The sequence below is a fragment of the Streptomyces sp. KPB2 genome (genome assembly GCF_003950055.1).
GTDB classification, from domain to species: Bacteria; Actinomycetota; Actinomycetes; order Streptomycetales; family Streptomycetaceae; genus Streptomyces; species Streptomyces salinarius.
Genome location: NZ_CP034353.1, coordinates 5,594,259 through 5,612,244, shown reverse-complemented (window position 1 = coordinate 5,612,244; position 17,986 = coordinate 5,594,259). Strand labels below are relative to the sequence as shown.

10 protein-coding genes, 3 tRNA genes and 1 pseudogene are annotated in these 17,986 nt (G+C 72.6%); 7 read left to right on the top strand and 7 right to left on the bottom strand.

The features are described 5' to 3' along the window. Positions 1–137: 137 nt before the first annotated feature. Positions 138–3,791: a S8 family serine peptidase gene (locus D1J63_RS25210; RefSeq protein ID WP_125631860.1), complete on the bottom strand. Its 3,654-nt coding sequence runs from the start codon at positions 3,789–3,791 to the stop codon at positions 138–140. 331 nt (positions 3,792–4,122) lie between these two features. Between D1J63_RS25210 and D1J63_RS25205 the strand changes: the two genes are divergently transcribed. From D1J63_RS25205 to D1J63_RS36805, 3 genes are all read left to right on the top strand, one after another. Beyond that, positions 4,123–5,301: a rod shape-determining protein gene (locus tag D1J63_RS25205; RefSeq protein ID WP_232250411.1), complete on the top strand. Its 1,179-nt coding sequence runs from the start codon at positions 4,123–4,125 to the stop codon at positions 5,299–5,301. Between the two features lie 67 nt (positions 5,302–5,368). Further along, positions 5,369–6,787, top strand: a complete 1,419-nt coding sequence (locus D1J63_RS25200; RefSeq protein ID WP_125631858.1) for a GAF domain-containing protein — start codon at positions 5,369–5,371, stop codon at positions 6,785–6,787. A gap of 67 nt (positions 6,788–6,854) precedes the next feature. Beyond that, on the top strand, positions 6,855–7,007 hold the full coding sequence (locus D1J63_RS36805) for a hypothetical protein (protein ID WP_164712968.1): 153 nt from the start codon (positions 6,855–6,857) through the stop codon (positions 7,005–7,007). A gap of 47 nt (positions 7,008–7,054) precedes the next feature. Here D1J63_RS36805 and D1J63_RS25195 read toward each other — a convergent pair. The 3 genes from D1J63_RS25195 to D1J63_RS25185 form a co-directional block, all read right to left on the bottom strand. Further along, a tRNA-Ile gene (locus tag D1J63_RS25195) sits at positions 7,055–7,128 on the bottom strand. A gap of 198 nt (positions 7,129–7,326) precedes the next feature. Beyond that, positions 7,327–7,399 (bottom strand) — tRNA-Asn (locus D1J63_RS25190). A 5-nt stretch (positions 7,400–7,404) separates the two neighbouring features. After that, positions 7,405–7,477, bottom strand: a tRNA-Asn gene (locus D1J63_RS25185). A 149-nt stretch (positions 7,478–7,626) separates the two neighbouring features. Between D1J63_RS25185 and D1J63_RS25180 the strand changes: the two genes are divergently transcribed. The 4 genes from D1J63_RS25180 to D1J63_RS25165 all read left to right on the top strand — a co-directional run bounded on the left by D1J63_RS25180 (position 7,627) and on the right by D1J63_RS25165 (position 13,246). Further along, complete coding sequence (locus D1J63_RS25180) at positions 7,627–7,932, top strand: YtxH domain-containing protein (protein WP_164712967.1); 306 nt, start codon at positions 7,627–7,629, stop codon at positions 7,930–7,932. Between the two features lie 48 nt (positions 7,933–7,980). Further along, positions 7,981–9,429 (top strand): FGGY family carbohydrate kinase, encoded by a 1,449-nt coding sequence (locus tag D1J63_RS25175; RefSeq protein WP_102931588.1) that lies wholly within the window; start codon positions 7,981–7,983, stop codon positions 9,427–9,429. Between the two features lie 155 nt (positions 9,430–9,584). Then, the gene (locus D1J63_RS25170; RefSeq protein ID WP_125631856.1) at positions 9,585–11,318 is read left to right on the top strand and encodes an ABC transporter ATP-binding protein; all 1,734 of its coding nucleotides are present in this window, start codon (positions 9,585–9,587) and stop codon (positions 11,316–11,318) included. Beyond that, positions 11,318–13,246, top strand: a complete 1,929-nt coding sequence (locus D1J63_RS25165) for an ABC transporter ATP-binding protein (RefSeq protein WP_125631854.1) — start codon at positions 11,318–11,320, stop codon at positions 13,244–13,246. The genes D1J63_RS25170 and D1J63_RS25165 overlap by 1 nt, the downstream gene beginning before the upstream one ends. Before the next feature lie 72 nt (positions 13,247–13,318). Here the strand turns inward: D1J63_RS25165 and D1J63_RS25160 are convergent. From D1J63_RS25160 to D1J63_RS25150, 3 genes and pseudogenes are all read right to left on the bottom strand, one after another. Next, positions 13,319–14,520, bottom strand: a pseudogene (locus tag D1J63_RS25160) (RNA polymerase sigma factor). Positions 14,521–14,644: 124 nt separating this feature from the next. After that, positions 14,645–16,570 (bottom strand): DNA primase, encoded by a 1,926-nt coding sequence (gene dnaG / locus D1J63_RS25155; protein ID WP_125631851.1) that lies wholly within the window; start codon positions 16,568–16,570, stop codon positions 14,645–14,647. A gap of 30 nt (positions 16,571–16,600) precedes the next feature. Continuing rightward, positions 16,601–17,866 (bottom strand): FAD-dependent oxidoreductase, encoded by a 1,266-nt coding sequence (locus D1J63_RS25150; protein WP_125631849.1) that lies wholly within the window; start codon positions 17,864–17,866, stop codon positions 16,601–16,603. Positions 17,867–17,986: the final 120 nt, after the last annotated feature.

The following is a 17,986-nucleotide window of genomic DNA, read 5'->3' as shown; positions in this document are numbered from 1 at the left end:
GAACCTTCTCACCGACATCCTCGCCGGCCTCGTCCACTTCGTCGGCTGGCTGGTCTGACGGTCCGAGAAACCAGGCGGCGCCGCCTCCCCGTCCCAGGGAGGCGGCGCCGTCCGCGTGCGGCCGTTCGGGGGTGGCCCTACCGCACGGCCACCGCCCGCACGATCTCCTGCGTGACCGAGCCGCCCCGGTCGTCGTGCGCGGAGGCCCGCAGCGAGACGTGCTCGGCGTCGCGCGGCACGCTCAGCGTCCCGTGCCAGGACGCCTCCCCGTCACCGCCGCGCAGCCGGACCTGCTGCCAGGTCTTCCCCTCGTCGTAGGACACCTCCAGCTTCCCGCCGCCGATCGTCCCGGTGTCCGGGGCGCCCGCCACGTACTCCGCGCCGAGTCCGATCCGCAGCTTCTTCCCGCCGCGCACCTTCCCCGCGAGGTCGGTGTCCACGTCGAAGGAGAGGTTGATCAGCGGCAGGAAGGTCCACCGGTCCTCCGGCGTGGCCGCCGACCGGAAGGTCCACTCCGCGTGGCCCTCGCTCGCGAGCGGCCAGCGCTTCGCGTCGAGCGCGGTGTCGGTGACGAGCCGGTACGTGTGCTCGTCGGCGGGCATGTCCCACGCGTACGCGGCGGAACTCGGCCCCTGGTCGACCAGTTCGCCGTCGAGGTACACCGACGTGGTCTGCGACATGCCGCTGCCCTCGCTCCACACGTCGCCGAAGCCGGTGTGGTCGGGTCCCGAGTCGCCCCAGCCGGGCGCGTTGAACCGGAGCTGGTTGCCGGAGCGCTGCTGCCCCCAGCCGAGCCCCGTGCCGAGGTAGGGGTGCCACACCGGCTTGAACCAGTTCAGCTCCGCGCGCGAGCCGCCCCGGTAGGCGGACAGTCCGCCGCGTTCCTCCAGTGCTCCGTCGGCGCTGGTCACGGTCTCGTGCCAGAGCTGGCCGGGGCCGGTGGACACGTACTCGGTGCGCTCGACGGGGTAGTCGATCCGCTCCCGGAAGCCGAGGCCGACCGGGAAGGTGTCGGTGATCGAGTACCGGAACTCGCCGCCGCTCGACGGTTGGTCGCCGTGGTACTTGGTGTGCAGCACGGCGAGGTCGCGGTGGCCCGGCGCGTAGGTGAGGTCCCGGTCGGGCACGGCGCCCCTGTGCCCTTCGGACAGGTCGTACACGTAGGGCGTGTCGCGGGTGCCGGTCATGTCGACCCGTCCGGCCTCGCGCAGCCGGCGGGCGTCGGCCGCGTCGACCGTGGCGATCTGCAGCGGCCGGTCGGCGTTGTCGTCCGTGCCCCACCACGCCATCAGCCGGCCGGGGGCGTCGTCGGTCACGAACAGCGCCTCGACGCCCGCGTCCTGCGCGGCCCGGGCGAGCGCCGAGGGTTCGGTCCCGTCCGTGAGCCGGGCGAGAACCGCCTTCCCGCGCACGCCGTCCGGAAGCGGCCCGTCCCCGACGTCCCCCACGTCGACCAGCGGCAGCCGGGTGCGACCCTCGATCAGGGTGCCCCCGGACTGGACGGTGGCCTCGCCGATCCCCTTCACCTCGAGGAGCGGCTTGCCGAGCCGCCACACGGTCCGGTACTCGAAGCCGCCCTCGGTGACCTTCTCCGTGGGCGCGGCGAAGATGCTGTCGTACGTCAGCGGCACCTGGACGGCGCCGAAGAGGTCGGAGCCGTTCGCGCTGCGGTCGTACTCCATGAGCAGCTGCCGGGTCTCGGTGCGCTTGCGGACGTCGGCGTCGAGTTCGCGCAGTTCACGGCCGTCCAGGGTGATCTCGCGGTCCCGGTCGACGACGACCTCCGGGGCGGCGAGGAAGCCCAGGCCGAGCGAGTCGGCGCCGTGGCTGCCGCGCACGTCGAGGAACGACGTCAGGCTGTACGTGCCGGGCCTGAGCCGGAGCTTCAGGGTGCCGGACTCCCCGACGTGGGCCGGGACGGGGTCGATGCCCTCGGCGAGCTGCTGGACGGTCAGGTCGGCCGGCGTCGCGGCACCGGAGCGGTCCTTGACGTGCACGGTGAGCGTGTACCGCTCCTCCTCCTTGACCAGCCCGAACGCCGTGTGCGCGAGGGTGGTGCCGCTCGCGTCGGCCGCCACGATCCGCCCGCTCGTGGTGCCGACCGGCGCCTTGGCTCCGTCCCCGGTGACGGTGGTGGCGGCGGTGCCGTGCGCGGGCACGGTGAGGGAGGTGTCGGCGAGGGTGGCGACGCCCTCGGGGGCGCCCTCCACGGACAGCTTCAGCTCGACGTCCGTGTCGGAGGAGTTGGTGTAGGTGACGGTCCTGGTGACCGGCTCCTCGGCGTCGTACGGCCAGGAGTAGAAGCCCAGGTCGGCGCTGCCGGTGGCGGTGACGTCGGCGTGGACGGCGCCCGGCACGCTGACCCGGCCCGCGCCCAGCTGGTAGGCGGAGGCGTCCAGCTCCTTGGACGTGGACATCAGCGCGTCCTTGAGCCGGGCGCCGGTCCAGTCCGGGTGCTCCTCGGCGAGCAGGGCGGCCACGCCGGTGATGTGCGGCGTCGCCATCGACGTACCGTCCATGCTGGTGTAGTCGCCGCTGCCCTCGGTGAGCCGGGAGCGGGCGGCGAGGATGCCGACGCCCGGGGCCGACAGGTCGGGCTTGAGCGCGTTGTCGCCGTAGCGGGGCCCGGCGCTGGTGAACCAGGCCGCCCGGTCGGCGGAGTCGACGGCGCCCACGGTGAGGGCGGCGTCGGCCGCGCCGGGCGAGCCTATGGAGGACGGGCTGCCGGTGTTGCCGGCCGCGATGACGAACAGGGCGCCGGTCTCCCGGGACAGGGTGTTGACGGCCTCGGCCATCGGGTCGGTGCCGTCGCTCGGCTCGGTCGAGCCGAGGCTCATGGAGACGATGTCGGCGTCCACGTCCCGGGCCGCCCACTCCATGCCGGCGATGATCTCGGACTCGCTGCCGAAGCCCTCGTCGGAGAGGACCTTGCCGACCGCCAGGGTGGCGCCGGGTGCGACGCCCTTCTCCTTGCCGTCGGAGGCGGCTCCGCTGCCGCCCACGGTGGAGGTGACGTGGGTGCCGTGGCCGTTGCGGTCGGCGACCTCCTCGCCGGGGATGAAGCTCCTGCTCTCGGCGATGCGCCCCGCGAGGTCCGGGTGCCCGGCGTCCACGCCGCTGTCCAGCACGGCGACGGTGACGCCCTTGCCGGTCAGTCCGGCCTCCCAGGCCTCGGGCGTGCCGATCTGCGCGTTGGACTCGGCCATGGAGGCGGTGACCCGCCCGTCGAGCCACACGCCGTCGATGCCGGCGCCGCGCCGGGTGAACTCCCGCCAGAAGTCCCGCCCCTTGTCGGCCTCGACGGCGGCCCCGCGCACGCTGGGCAGCGACCGCGTCCGCTCGGCGCCCCTCGGGGTGGCGACCCGCGCACGCTTGTCGTAGGTCACGATCAGCGGCAGCTCGCCGGTCTCGGTGTCGGCGAGCCCCTGCTCCAGCAGCGCGCCGACGTCGAAGAGCCGCTCGTCGAGGCTGCCGTCCCGCAGGTACGGCAGGGCCTCGTCCGGTACGACGACGGTCCGCCCGCCGGAGCTGCTGGTGCGCACGGCTCCGGTGGCGCCCTCGGGCCGGTCGACCGTGATGGTCTTCTTGCCGCCGCCGAGTTCGGTGACGGTCACCCGGTCGCCGGTGACGAGGGTGACGGTGCGGGCCGCGTCGGCCGCGGAGGCCGTGCGCGGGGTGCGCGCCGGGTCGGGGGGCGGCTCCTGCGCCGCCGCCGTTCCGGCCGGCAGCAGCGCGATCACGAGCCCCGCCGACAGGAGGGTCGCCCCACGTCTGACTGGTCCTGTGCTCATCCACGTCTCTCTTCATGTCGTCGTAGAGTGCTGTGACGAGTGCTGTGAGCAGTCTCAGGGGGCCTGCGGGACAAGGGAGTTGACCGAACGCGGCGGAAAGCTGCCCTGGCGGGTTCCCGCCAGTGGCGCGGGGCGCGACGGTGGGAGGCGGGGCACGTCCCGGATCGGCGGCCGGGGCCGGTCCCCCGGCGGGTCGGGCCCCTCCCCCGTTCAGCGGCCCCCCGCCCGGCCCCCTCCAGCAGGCGCACGGACGTGTCGCCGCGCACGATCGGTGCCTAAGGGCCGGCCACCGTACGGCCCGTCACGGTCCGCGCTCTCGGGAGGATTCGCCATGACCGCCAGTACTGCCAATACCGCCAGTCTGGAGGCGCTGCGCCGCTGCCACTTCGCCGTGGACCTGGGCGCGGCGCGGACCCGCGTGTACGTGAAGGGGGCGGGACTGGTCGTCGACCAGCCGTCCGCCGCGGCGGTCAACACCCGCACGGGCGCCCTCATCGCGGTCGGCGAGTTCGCGGAGAAGATGACGGGCCGCACCCCCGGTTACATCCGTGTCGTGCGTCCGGTCTCCGGCGGCACGGTCGTCGACATCGAGATGGCCCAGCGCATGCTGCGCCACCTGCTCGGCGACAAGATCCGGCGCGCCCTGCGCCGCAAGCCCCGGCTGCGGGCCGCCGTCTGCACCCCGCACGACGCGGACCCGCTGTCCCAGCGGGCGGCGATCGAGACGCTGGTCGGGCTCGGCGCGCGCCGGGTGGAACTCGTCGACACCCTCATCGCGGCGGCGGTCGGCTGCGGACTGCCCGTGGAGCGGCCCGAGGCGACCATGATCATGGTGTGCGGTGCGCACGCCACGCAGGTCGCGGTCCTCTCCCTCGGCTCGATCGTGACCGCGGAACGCATCCCGGTCGGCGGCGAGGCCGTGGACCACGCGATCGTGCAGCTGCTGCGCCACCAGCACGAGCTGGTACTGCCCAGCCAGTCGGTACGCCCCCTGCAGCTCGCCCTGTCCGGCAACGGACTGACCCCGCAGGGTCCGGCGTCCACCGAGATCCACGGCCGGGACGTGGCGACCGGCCTGGCGCGCAGTGTGCGGGTCGACACCGCCACGGTGCGCAACGCCATCCAGACGCCGCTGACGGCCGTGCTCGACGGCATCGGCAAGGTGCTGCGGGACTGCCCGCCGGACCTGGTCGCGGACCTGGCCGACCGCGGGATCATGATGGTCGGCGGCAGCGCGCTGCTGCCGGGATTCGACCAGATGCTGCGTCAGGCCACCGGCATGCCGGTGCACATCGCGGAACGGCCCGACGTGTGTGCCGTCCAGGGCCTCGGCAGCATGCTGGAGGGCCGGGTCGAGCCGCTCGTCCTGCACCCGACGACCTCGGACCTCGGTGTCGGCGTCGGCGCCCGCTCCGGCACCGGCGCGGACACCGATGCCGGCCCGGACTCCGGCACCGGCATCGGCGGCGACTCCGGCTCCGGCCCCGGCTCCGGCTCCGGCTCCGACTGATCCGCCGCCGTACGACCGAGGGGGCCGGGACAGCGGGGGGCGGCAGGAAACCGAGGATGCCCGACGGATGACCGCGCAGCCCGCGCCCCGACTGACCCGTCTCCTCGAAGCGCTCCTGGGCGCCGGCACCGACCTCGATCTGCGCGCCGTCCTGCGGCGCATCGTGGAAGGCGCCGCCGAACTGACCGGCGCCGGCGGCGCGGCCCTGGTGGTCACCGACCCCCGCGAGGGCGGCCTCGCCGGGATCCGCACGCCCGGCCCGGAGCCCGCGCCGGGGACGGCACCCCTGCTGCGGGTGCCGGTCCACGTCCGGGACGAGGAGATCGGCGAGCTGCGGTTGACCGGGCGGCCCGGGGCGGGTCCGTTCACGGTCGGGGACGAGCAGCTGCTGCGGGTCCTGGCCACCCAGGCCGGCATCTCCATCGGCAACGCCCGGCTGTACGAGACGGCCCGGCAGCGCGAGCGCTGGATCGAGGGCGCGGCGGCGGTCACCACGGCGCTGCTCACCGAGGAGGGCACCGACGACGCGCTGACCACGGTGGCCGAACGGGCCCGGCTGCTCGCCGACGCCTCGGCGGGCGTCATCCTGCACCCGACCGCCGAGGGCGGCATGGAGATCGTGACCGCCTCGACCCCCGACGACCCGGACGGCATGGTCGGCGCCACCATCACACCGGGCAGCCCGGTCCTGGAGCAGCTCCTCGGCGGCGAGCCGGTGTTCATCGACGACTCGGCGACCGACCCGCGCATGACGACCCACGTACGGCACCGGTTCGGGCCGAGCATGATGCTGCCGTTGCAGGCGAGTGGCCGGCTCATCGGCACCCTGGCCCTGCCCCGCCGTCGCGGTGGGCGCCCCTACACGGACGTGGAACGGCTGCTCGCGACGCAGTTCGCCTCGCAGGCGGCGCTCGCCCTGGTCCTGGCCGACGCCCGCCGGGGCCGGGAGCGGCTGGCGGTCTACGAGGACCGCGACCGCATCGCCCGCGACCTGCACGACCTGGTGGTGCAGCGACTGTTCGCCACCGGCATGATGCTGGAGTCCACGCGGCGCAGGCCCGGCGCGCGGGAGGTGGACGACATCCTGGGCCGGGCGGTGGACGAACTGCGCTCCACGGTCCAGGACGTGCGCACCACCATTCTCGCCCTCCAGCAGCCCCCGGCCGAACCGCCGACGGGCCTGCGCGGCCGGGTCCTGCGCGAGACCGCGGCCGCCGCCGCCCGGCTGGGTGCCGCGCCCTCCACGCACTTCCGGGGCGCCGTCGACACCCGGGTGCCCGACCGGGTCGGCGACCGCCTCCTCACCGCCCTGCGCGAGGCCCTGGCGGGCGCCTCCGCACGTCCGGGCGTCTCCCGCGTCGAGGTCACCGTGGAGACGCCGGCCACGTCGCCGGAGGGCCGGGAGGGCGTACGCCTGAGGGTCGCCGCCGACGGCGGGGGCGGCGGGCGAGGGGGCACGACGGTCACCTGGTGGGCGCCCCTGTAGCGGACGGTGGCGTCGCCCCGGACGGGGTACTCGGCCGACGACCCGACCGGCAGGAGGAGGTACCACCATGAGCGAGCCCACCCCGTCCCAGGCCGAGGGCGAACGCGACGACGAGCCGGACACCCCCGACGTGCCGCACAGCACGCCCTCGCAGGCGGAGGGCGAACGTGACGAGGAGGACGAGAGCGTCGGGCGGGAACCGGAACCGGAATCCCGGTGACGCGGCACCACCGCAGACCAGAAGGTTTCTGCAGAAGTGGTGCGGAGTGGGGCGGGTGGGACTCGAACCCACGGCCGACGGATTATGAGTCCGCTGCTCTAACCGGCTGAGCTACCGCCCCAAAGCGGCGTGTCGCGTACACGTGTGCGCGCCGTCTGCCGCAGCATAGCCGCTCATACGATCTCCTGCCTCGGATGGTCGGCTTCCACGGCTGCCTTCATGACCTTGAGGACTCCGCAGCGTGCCGCGTGGTTCCCGGGACTTGGGACGGACATGAGGGCACATGAAAAAGGACCCCGGAGGGTCCTCGTTCACCGTGCTCCCCCGACTGGACTCGAACCAGTAACCTGCCGGTTAACAGCCGGCTGCTCTGCCAATTGAGCTACGGAGGACCGAGCTCCCCGGACTGGACTCGAACCAGTAACCTGCCGGTTAACAGCCGGCTGCTCTGCCAATTGAGCTACCGAGGAATGTCGGTGTCGCATCGAACGCGTCTGCCTGGGTATTCGCCAGGGGGCGCGCGCTCGCTGCGACACATACATTAGCGCAAGCAGGGGGGTGCTCCGCCAATCGGTACTCTCCAGCACCCCCGGAGCCAGTGAAGGGAAGGGTGGCCGCCATGCGTTACCGGCTCACGTTCGTCGTCGGACTAGCGGTGGGTTACGTGCTCGGCACGAAGGCCGGGCGGGAGCGTTACGAGCAGTTGCGGAAGTCCGCGCAGCAGGTCGCGCAGAACCCGGCCGTGCGCAACACCGCGGAGTCCGCCGCCCAGCAGGGCAGGCACTTCGCCGACAGGGCGTACCACGTGGTGAGCGACAAGGTCGGGGACCGGATGCCGGACTCGGTGGCCCACCGGGTCCGCTCGCTGCGGGAGCGCGGCACCAACGGCAGCGGTCCGGACGACTGGGGCACGAGCAACACCTGAGCCCCCGGGCGGTACGGCCACCGCACCCGGTGCGGCAGAATTTCGGGTATGGGGATAGTCGCCGGGTTGGACAGTTCGCCCGATTTCACTCGTATCGTCGTCTGCGATTCGGACACGGGTGCCGTGCTGCGCCAGGGCTACGCGCCGCACCCGCTGGAGAGCCCCGAGGGCGGGGGCCGGCCGGCGGACGTCGATCCGCAGGCCTGGCTGCTGTCCCTCGGGGAGGCGGCCGGCGGCGGGCTCCTCGAGGGCGTGCAGGCCATCGGCGTGTCGGCGCAGGCCAACTCGGTCGTGCCGCTGGACGCGCAGGGCAACACCGTGCGCCCGGCGATGGTCGGCGGCGACAAGCGTTCGCAGGTGGCGGCGGCCGACCTGATCGACGCGCTCGGCGGGCGCGAGGCGTGGGCGCAGGCCGTCGGCTCGGTGCCGCAGACCGCGCAGCCGGTGACGAAGCTGCGCTGGCTGGCGCGGAGCGAGCCGGAGGCCGCCGCCCGGACCGCCGTACTGCTCCAGGCCCACGACTGGCTGGTGTGGCAGCTGCTCGGGCGGCCGGCGCGCCGGACCACCGACCGGGGCGGTGCCTCGGGCACGGGGTACTGGTCGGCGGCGACCGGCGGCTACCGGCCCGACCTGGTGGAGCTGGCGCTCGGGCACCAGGCGATGCTGCCGGAGGTGATCGGCCCGTCCGACGCGGCCGGTACGACGCCGGAGGGGCTGCTGATCTCCGCCGGGACCGGCGAGACCCAGGCCGCGGCCTTCGGGCTCGGGATCGGGCTGGGCGACGCGGTGGTGTCGCTGGGCGCCTCCGGCTCCGTGATGGCCGTGCACACCGAGCCGCTCGTCGACCAGTCCGGGATGATCACCGCCCTCGCCGACGCCACCGGCATGCACCTGCCGGTCGTCACCACCCTGAACGCCGTACGGACCCTGCGCGGCACCGCCGAACTGCTCGGTGTGCCGGACCTGGAGAGCCTGTCCGAGCTGGCGATGAAGTCGACCCCCGGGTCGCACGGCCTGGTGCTGCTCCCCTATCTGGAGGGCGAGCGGACGCCGAACCTGCCGCACACCGCCGGGACGCTCGCCGGTCTGCGGCGCGAGTCGATGAAGCCGGAGCACCTGGCGCGGGCCGCGTTCGAGGGCATGCTGTGCGGTCTCGCCGACGCCCTGGACGTGCTGCGGCTGCGCGGCGTGGACGTACGGCGGGTGTTCCTGCTGGGCGCGGCGGCCGAGCTGCCGGCCGTGCAGGCGGCGGCGCCCGCGCTGTTCGGGACGCAGGTCGTCGTGCCGCAGCCGGCGGACTACGCGGCGATCGGCTCGGCCCGGCAGGCGGCCTGGGCGCTCGGCGTCTCCCAGGGCACGCTGGACCCGCGCACTCCCCCGGCCTGGCAGGGCGCGGTGGCGCAGGTGCTGGAGCCCGGCGAGGAGCTGGCGGTGGGGCAGGCGGTGCGCCAGCAGTTCGTGTCGGTGCGCGAGCAGACGCACCCGGGCGCGCTGTGACCCGGGGGCCGCATCGCTCGTGACGTGACCCCTCGTAGGCCGGAATTTGCCGTGCTCTTGGGTTAATCGGTTGAGGTAACGCGGGTGGAGTGTTCGACGATAGGGGCCAGGGGCAACCAACCGCGGCCCCTGTCGCCGACTCCGAGAGACTCAGTGTGCTCATACGACTACTGCGGACCTATCTCAGGCCGTACAAGAAACCCATCGCCCTGCTGGTGGCGCTGCAGTTCCTGCAGACCTGCGCCTCCCTCTACCTGCCGACCCTGAACGCGGACATCATCGACAACGGTGTCGTGGAAGGTGACTCGGGCTACATCCTGAGCTACGGCGCCCTGATGATCGGCATCTCGCTGGCCCAGGTGGTCTGCAACATCGGTGCCGTCTTCTACGGCGCGCGCACCGCCGCCGCGCTCGGCCGGGACGTGCGCGGTGCCGTCTTCGACCGGGTGCAGTCCTTCTCGGCGCGCGAGGTGGGCCACTTCGGCGCGCCCTCGCTGATCACGCGGACCACCAACGACGTGCAGCAGGTCCAGATGCTGGCCCTGATGTCGTTCACGCTGATGGTGTCGGCGCCGATCATGTGCGTGGGCGGCATCGTGATGGCGCTCGGCCTGGACGTGCCGCTGTCCGGGGTACTGCTCGGGGTCGTGCCGGTGCTGGCGATCTGCGTCACGCTGATCGTGCGGAAGCTGCGCCCGCTGTTCCGCAAGATGCAGGTGCGCCTGGACACGGTGAACCGGGTGCTGCGCGAGCAGATCACCGGCAACCGCGTCATCCGCGCCTTCGTGCGCGACGAGTACGAGCAGCAGCGTTTCCGGAAGGCCAACACCGAGCTGACCGAGGTGTCCCTCGGCACCGGCAACCTGCTGGCGCTGATGTTCCCGGTGGTCATGACGGTGGTGAACCTGTCGTCGATCGCGGTGGTCTGGTTCGGCGCCCACCGGATCGACAGCGGCGGGATGCAGATCGGCGACCTGACCGCGTTCCTCGCCTACCTCATGCAGATCGTCATGTCCGTGATGATGGCCACCTTCATGTTCATGATGGTGCCGCGCGCGGAGGTGTGCGCCGAGCGCATCCAGGAGGTCCTGGGGACCGAGAGCAGTGTGGTGCCGCCGGTGGCGCCGGTCACCGAGCTGCGCCGGCACGGGCACCTGGAGATCCGGGAGGCGGGCTTCCGCTACCCGGGTGCCGAGGAGCCGGTGCTCAGGAACATCGGCCTGGTGGCCAAGCCGGGCGAGACGACCGCCGTCATCGGCTCGACCGGCAGCGGCAAGTCGACGCTGCTGGGCCTGGTCCCCCGGCTCTTCGACGCCACCGACGGGGAGGTCCTGGTCAACGGCGTGGACGTGCGCACCGTCGACCCGAAGACGCTGGCCAAGGTGGTGAGCCTGGTGCCGCAGAAGCCGTACCTCTTCGCCGGCACCGTCGCGACCAACCTGCGGTACGGCAATCCGGACGCCACCGACGAGGAGCTGTGGGACGCGCTGGCGGTGGCGCAGGCCAAGGAGTTCGTCTCCGAGCTGGAGGGCGGGCTCGACGCGCCGATCTCCCAGGGCGGCACCAACGTGTCCGGCGGTCAGCGCCAGCGGCTCGCCATCGCGCGGACGCTGGTCCAGCGCCCGGAGATCTACCTCTTCGACGACTCCTTCTCCGCCCTCGACTACGCCACCGACGCGGCGCTGCGGGCCGCGCTGGCCCAGGAGACCGCCGAGGCGACGGTGGTCATCGTGGCGCAGCGGGTGGCGACCATCCGGGACGCGGACCGGATCGTCGTGCTGGACGAGGGGCGGGTGGTCGGCGTGGGCCGGCACCACGAGCTGATGGCGGACAACGAGACCTACCGGGAGATCGTGCTCTCCCAGCTGACGGAAGCGGAGGCTGCCTGATGGCCGGGCCTGCGGGTCGCATGATGGCCGGGGGCGGCCCCGACCAGCGTTCGATGGACTTCAAGGGGTCGAGCAAACGGCTCGTCGCCCAGTTCCGGCCGGAGCGGGCGACGCTGTTCACGCTGCTGGCCTGCGTGGTCGTCAGCGTCGGCCTCAACGTGGTCGGGCCGAAGATCCTCGGCCGGGCCACCGACCTGGTCTTCGCGGGCATCGTCGGGCGGGACATGCCGTCCGGTGCCACGAAGGAGCAGGTCCTGGACTCCATGCGCGAGCACGGTGACGGCAACGTCGCCGACATGCTCCGCAGCACGGACTTCACCCCGGGCCAGGGCATCGACTTCGGCGCGGTGGGCGAGGTGCTGCTCCTGGCGCTGGCGACCTTCGCGGTGGCCGGGCTGCTGATGGCGGTGGCGACGCGGCTGGTCAACCGCACGGTCAACCGGACGATGTTCCGGCTGCGCGAGCACGTGCAGGCGAAGCTGTCCCGGCTGCCGCTGTCCTACTTCGACAAGCGCCAGCGCGGCGAGGTGCTGAGCCGGGCGACCAACGACATCGACAATATCCAGCAGACGCTCCAGCAGTCGATGGGCCAGCTGATCAACTCGCTGCTCACCATCATCGGCGTGCTGGCGATGATGTTCTACGTCTCCTGGATCCTGGCGCTGGTCGCCCTGGTGACCGTGCCGCTGTCCTTCGTGGTGGCCACGCGGGTGGGCAAGCGGTCGCAGCCGCAGTTCGTGCAGCAGTGGCGCTCGACGGGCGCGCTGAACGCGCACATCGAGGAGATGTACACCGGGCACGCGCTGGTGAAGGTGTTCGGGCGGCAGGAGGAGTCGGCGAAGCAGTTCGCCGAGCAGAACGACGCGCTGTACGAGGCCGGGTTCAAGGCGCAGTTCAACAGCGGGATCATGCAGCCGCTGATGATGTTCGTGTCCAACCTGAACTACGTGCTGGTCGCGGTGGTCGGCGGTCTGCGGGTGGCCTCGGGCCAGCTGTCCATCGGCGACGTGCAGGCCTTCATCCAGTACTCCCGGCAGTTCTCGATGCCGCTGACGCAGGTCGCGTCGATGGCGAACCTGGTGCAGTCGGGCGTGGCGTCGGCGGAGCGGATCTTCGAGCTCCTGGACGCCGAGGAGCAGTCGGCGGACCCGATCCCGGGCGTTCGCCCGGAGGACCTGCGCGGCCGGGTGGAGCTGGAGCACGTCTCCTTCCGCTACGACCCGGAGAAGCCGCTGATCGAGGACCTGTCCCTGAAGGTGGAGCCGGGCCACACCGTCGCCATCGTCGGTCCGACGGGCGCGGGCAAGACGACCCTGGTCAACCTGCTGATGCGGTTCTACGAGGTGACCGGCGGGCGGATCACCCTGGACGGCGTCGACATCGCGAAGATGTCCCGGGACGAGCTGCGGGCCGGCATCGGCATGGTGCTCCAGGACACCTGGCTGTTCGGCGGCACCATCGCGGAGAACATCGCGTACGGGGCCTCGCGGGAGGTCACCCGCGGGGAGATCGAGGAGGCCGCGCGGGCCGCGCACGCCGACCGGTTCGTACGGACGCTGCCCGACGGCTACGACACGGTGATCGACGACGAGGGCACGGGGGTGAGCGCGGGTGAGAAGCAGCTGATCACCATCGCGCGGGCGTTCCTGTCCGACCCGGTGATCCTGGTGCTGGACGAGGCGACGTCGTCCGTGGACACGCGCACGGAGGTGCTGATCCAGAAGGCGATGGCGAAGCTGGCGCACGGGCGGACGTCGTTCGTGATCGCGCACCGGCTGTCGACGATCCGGGACGCGGACACGATTCTGGTCATGGAGGACGGGGCGATCGTGGAGCAGGGGGCGCACGCGGAGCTGTTGGCCGCGGATGGCGCGTACGCACGGCTCTACAAGGCTCAGTTCGCGGAGGCGGTGGCTGAGGTGGGGTGAGGGGTTGCCCGGCGTCGGGGTGCCGCGCCCACCCGTGCCGCCCTGCGGCACGATTGCCCGCGGCTACGCGGCTCAGTCCAGGTAGCCCCTCAGTTGGTCCGCGTAGGCGTGGTCGCGGAGTTTGTTGAGGGTTTTGGATTCGATCTGGCGGATGCGTTCGCGGGTCACGCCGAAGAGGCGGCCGATCTCCTCCAGGGTGCGGGGGCGGCCGTCGACCAGGCCGTAGCGGAGCTGGACGACCTTGCGTTCGCGTTCGCCGAGGGTGGAGAGCACCGCCTCCAGGTGCTGGCGCAGCAGCAGGAACGCGGCCGACTCGACGGGGCTGGCGGCGTCGCCGTCCTCTATGAGGTCGCCGAGGGCGACGTCCTCCTCCTCGCCGACCGGGGCGTAGAGCGACACCGGCTCCTGGGCCAGGCGCAGCACCTCGCCGACCCGCTCCGGCGGGAGGTCCAGGTGGGCGGCGACCTCCTGCGGGGTCGGTTCGTAGCCGCGTTCCTGGAGCATCCGGCGCTGGACGCGGACGACCCGGTTGATCAGCTCCACGACGTGGACGGGGACGCGGATGGTGCGGGCCTGGTCGGCCAGGGCGCGGGACATGGCCTGGCGGATCCACCAGGTGGCGTAGGTGGAGAACTTGTAGCCGCGGGCGTAGTCGAACTTCTCGACGGCGCGGATCAGGCCCAGGTTCCCCTCCTGGACCAGGTCCAGCATGGTCAGCCCGCGTCCGACGTACCGCTTGGCCACCGACACCACGAGCCGCAGGTTGGCCTCGATCAGGCGGCGCTTGGCGACGCGGCCCATGACGACGAGCCGGTCGAGGTCGAGGGCGAGACGGTCGTCGAGACCGGGCGTGTGCCGCAGCTTCTCCTCGGCGAACAGGCCGGCCTCCACCCGCCGGGCCAGGTCGACCTCCTCGGCGGCGGTGAGCAGCGGGATCCGGCCGATCTCGCGCAGGTACTGCCGGAACAGGTCGGCGGAGGGCCCGCCGGACTCCGTTCGGGTGGGCGGCGGCGGCTCGGCGGGCTCCGGAAGGTCCGCGGGGGCGTCCGCAGGACCGCCGGGGTGCCGCACGGCCGCCCCGGCACCGGGCTGGGCCGGCATCGCGACGAGCGTGACGCGCTCCGCGTCCGGCTCCGCACCGCCGGTACCGGTGTCGGTCTGGGTGAGGGTCTGGGTCTGCACGGGGGCGACCTCCAGGATGGACGCGGCCGGCGGAGGCCGGCGGCGGTACGTCGGGGGCGGAGCCGGCTCACCGGCCGTCGTCCGCCTCGCACGCGTGCACTCAGGTACCGCCCCCAGTGTGGGGTACGACACATCGCCGCCACGAGGGGCGTGCGGTGACTTTTTGCGTCCGTCCCGTGACCGACGGGTTACCGGCGAGTGTTCCGCGGGCCCGTCCTAGAGCGCGGCGGCGCCGTGTTCGCGCAGGTTCTGGTCGTACTGCTGGAGGACCCACAGCTCGTTCTGTACGGCGGCCAGTTCGGCGGGGTCGCCGTGGCCGGAGAGGCGGGTGAGGCGGCCGGTGATGTCGCGGATGCGGCGTTCCACGGCGCGGCGGCGGACGGTGACGAGCTGGGCGCCGGCGTAGACCTCGTCGACGCCCTTCACGCCGCGGTGCAGCATGATCGCCTCGACCGCGAGTTCGGTGACCATGGCGCGGACGGCGTCGTCGGGGGCGGCCTCGCGGACCCGGACCAGGTAGTCCTGCGGGTCCTGGACGCCGAACTCGGCGCCGCCCGCCTCCATGATCGCCTCGCGTACGGCGGCGTAGGGCGGGGCGGTGAACTCGTCGACGCCGTACGCGTCGAAGGCCGGGGAGACCAGCTCGGGGCGCTGGAGGGCGAGCTTGAGCAGCTCGCGTTCGGTGGCGAAGACCGGGTTGCGGAGGTTGAGGGCGGGGCCACGGGGGGTGGCCGTCACGGGTCCGGTCTGCTGGTGCGGGGCGCCGCCGCGATGGCGCTGGTCGGGGGCGGGGCCCTTGCCGCCTCGGTCGCGGGCCCAGCGGGCGAGCTGGGCGATCCGCTTGACCACGAACTGGGTGTCGAGGATGCCCAGCATGCCGGCGAGCTGCACGGCGACCTCGTGCTGGGCGCCGCTGTTCTTGATCCGGGCGACGACCGGGGCGGCCTCGTCCAGGGCGGAGGCGCGGCCCGCGGGGGTGTCCAGGTCGTAGCGGGAGACGATCTGGCGCAGCGCGAACTCGAAGAGCGGGGTGCGCGGCTCCACCAGGTCGGCGACCGCGTCGTCGCCCTTGGCCAGGCGCAGGTCGCAGGGGTCCATGCCGTCGGGGGCGATGGCGATGTAGGTCTCGGCGGCGAACTTCTGGTCGTCCTCGAAGGCGCGCAGGGCCGCCTTCTGGCCGGCCGCGTCGCCGTCGAAGGTGAAGATCACGCGGGCCGAGCCGTTGTCCATGAGGAGCCGGCGCAGGATCTTGATGTGGTCGCCGCCGAACGCGGTGCCGCAGGTGGCGATAGCGGTGGTGACGCCCGCGAGGTGGCAGGCCATGACGTCCGTGTAGCCCTCGACGACCACGGCGCGGGACGCCTTCGCGATGTCCTTCTTGGCGAGGTCGATGCCGTAGAGGACCTGGGACTTCTTGTAGATCGCGGTTTCGGGGGTGTTCAGGTACTTCGGGCCGTTGTCCGCCTCGTAGAGCTTGCGGGCGCCGAAGCCGACGACGTCGCCGCCGATGTCGCGGATGGGCCACATCAGCCGGCCGCGGAAGCGGTCGATGGGGCCGCGGCGGCCCTCCTGGGAGAGGCCGGAGAGCAGCAGCTCCTTGTCGCTGAACCCCTTGCCGCGCAGGAAGCGGGTGAGGTGGTCCCAGCCCTGGGGGCTGTAGCCGACGCCGAAGTGCTCGGCGGCGGCCTGGTCGAAGCCGCGCTCGGCGAGGAAGGCGCGGCCGGTGTCCGCCTCGGGGCCGGTGGCGAGCTGCTCCGCGTACCACTGGGCGGCGATCTTGTGGGCCTCGACCAGGCGGATGCGCTCCCCGCGCTGGTGGGAGGGGTTGTACCCGCCTTCCTCGTACCGCAGCGTGATGCCCGCCTGGCCGGCCAGGCGCTCGACCGCCTCCGAGAAGGTGAGGTGGTCGATCTTCATCACGAACGTGATGGTGTCGCCGCCCTCCTGGCAGCCGAAGCAGTGGAAGAACCCCTTGCTCGGACTGACCTGGAAGGACGGCGACTTCTCGTCGTGGAACGGGCACAGCCCCTTCAGGTTGCCGCCACCCGCGTTGCGCAGCTGGAGGTACTCCGAGACGACGGCGTCGATCGGGACCGCGTCCCGTACCGCCTTCACGTCCTCGTCGTTGATCCGTCCTGCCACGCCCTGAAGTCTACGGCGACGGTACGACAGCTATGCGACGAGGCTTTCGAGGGATACGTGCGGATTCGCCAGCGCCTCCGTGTCCACCTTGGACTTCGAGCGGATCAGCTGCTGGATCGGCTCCGTGACGTCCCACACGTTGACGTTCATCCCGGCCAGCACGCGGCCCTCCTTGACCCAGAAGGCGATGAACTCGCGCTTCGCCGCGTCCCCGCGGATCACCACCTGGTCGTAGGAGCCGGCGGGGGCCCAGCCGGAGTACTCCATGCCCAGGTCGTACTGATCGGTGAAGAAGTAGGGCACGCGGTCGTGGGCGAGGCCCTTGCCGAGCATCGCGCGGGCGGCGGCCGGGCCGCCGTTGAGGGCGTTGGCCCAGTGCTCCACGCGCAGCCGGGTGTCGAAGAGGGCGTGGTGGAAGGAGGCGACGTCACCGGCCGCGTAGATGTCGGGGTCGGAGGTGCGCAGGTTCGCGTCGACGACGATGCCGCCGCCGGCCGCACGGTCGGCGATCTCCAGCCCGGCCGCCTGGGCGAGCGCGGTGCGCGGGGCGGCGCCGATCGCGGCGAGCACGTCGTGGGCGGGGTGCTCCTCGCCGTCGTCGGTGCGGGCGGCCAGCACCATGCCGTCCTGGCCGACGATCTCGGTCAGCTTGACGCCGAAGCGGAAGCGGACGCCGTGCGCCTCGTGCAGCTCGGCGAAGACGGAGCCCAGCTCGGGGCCGAGGACGCCGTGCAGCGGGGTCGGGGCCGGCTCGATCACGGTGACCTCCGCCCCGTACTCGCGGGCCGCCGCCGCGACCTCCAGGCCGATCCACCCCGCGCCGGCGACCACGAGGTGGCCGTTGTCCCGGCCCAGCGAGGTGAGGACGCCCTTGAGCCGCTCGGCGTGGGCGAGGCGGCGCAGGTGGTGGACGCCCGCCAGGTCGGTGCCGGGGACGTCGAGGCGGCGGGGCTCGGCGCCGGTCGCCAGGAGCAGCCTGTCGTACCTGACGTGCGTGCCGTCGTCGCCGTAGTGGACGGTCTTCGCGGCGCGGTCGATCGCGACGACGGTCTGGCCGAGGTGCAGCTCGATGTCGTGCTGGGCGTACCAGGCGGGCTCGTGCACGAAGACGCTGTCGCGCTCCTCCTTGCCCAGGAGGTAGCCCTTGGACAGCGGCGGGCGCTCGTAGGGGTGGTCGCGCTCGTCGCAGATGAGGATCACCCGGCCGGTGAAGCCCTCTGTACGGAGCGTCTCGGCCGCCTTCGCGCCGGCCAGGCCGCCTCCGACGATGACGAATGTCTGATCCGCGTCGACCACTTGTTTGCCTCCTCGTCAGGGTGCCGCCACATGCGAGCGTCCCGCACGTGGCGTGGTGCGGGAAGGGGGAAGGACCCGTTCAGGCCACGGCCTGCCGCGTTCCGACCGCCCGAGCACCGC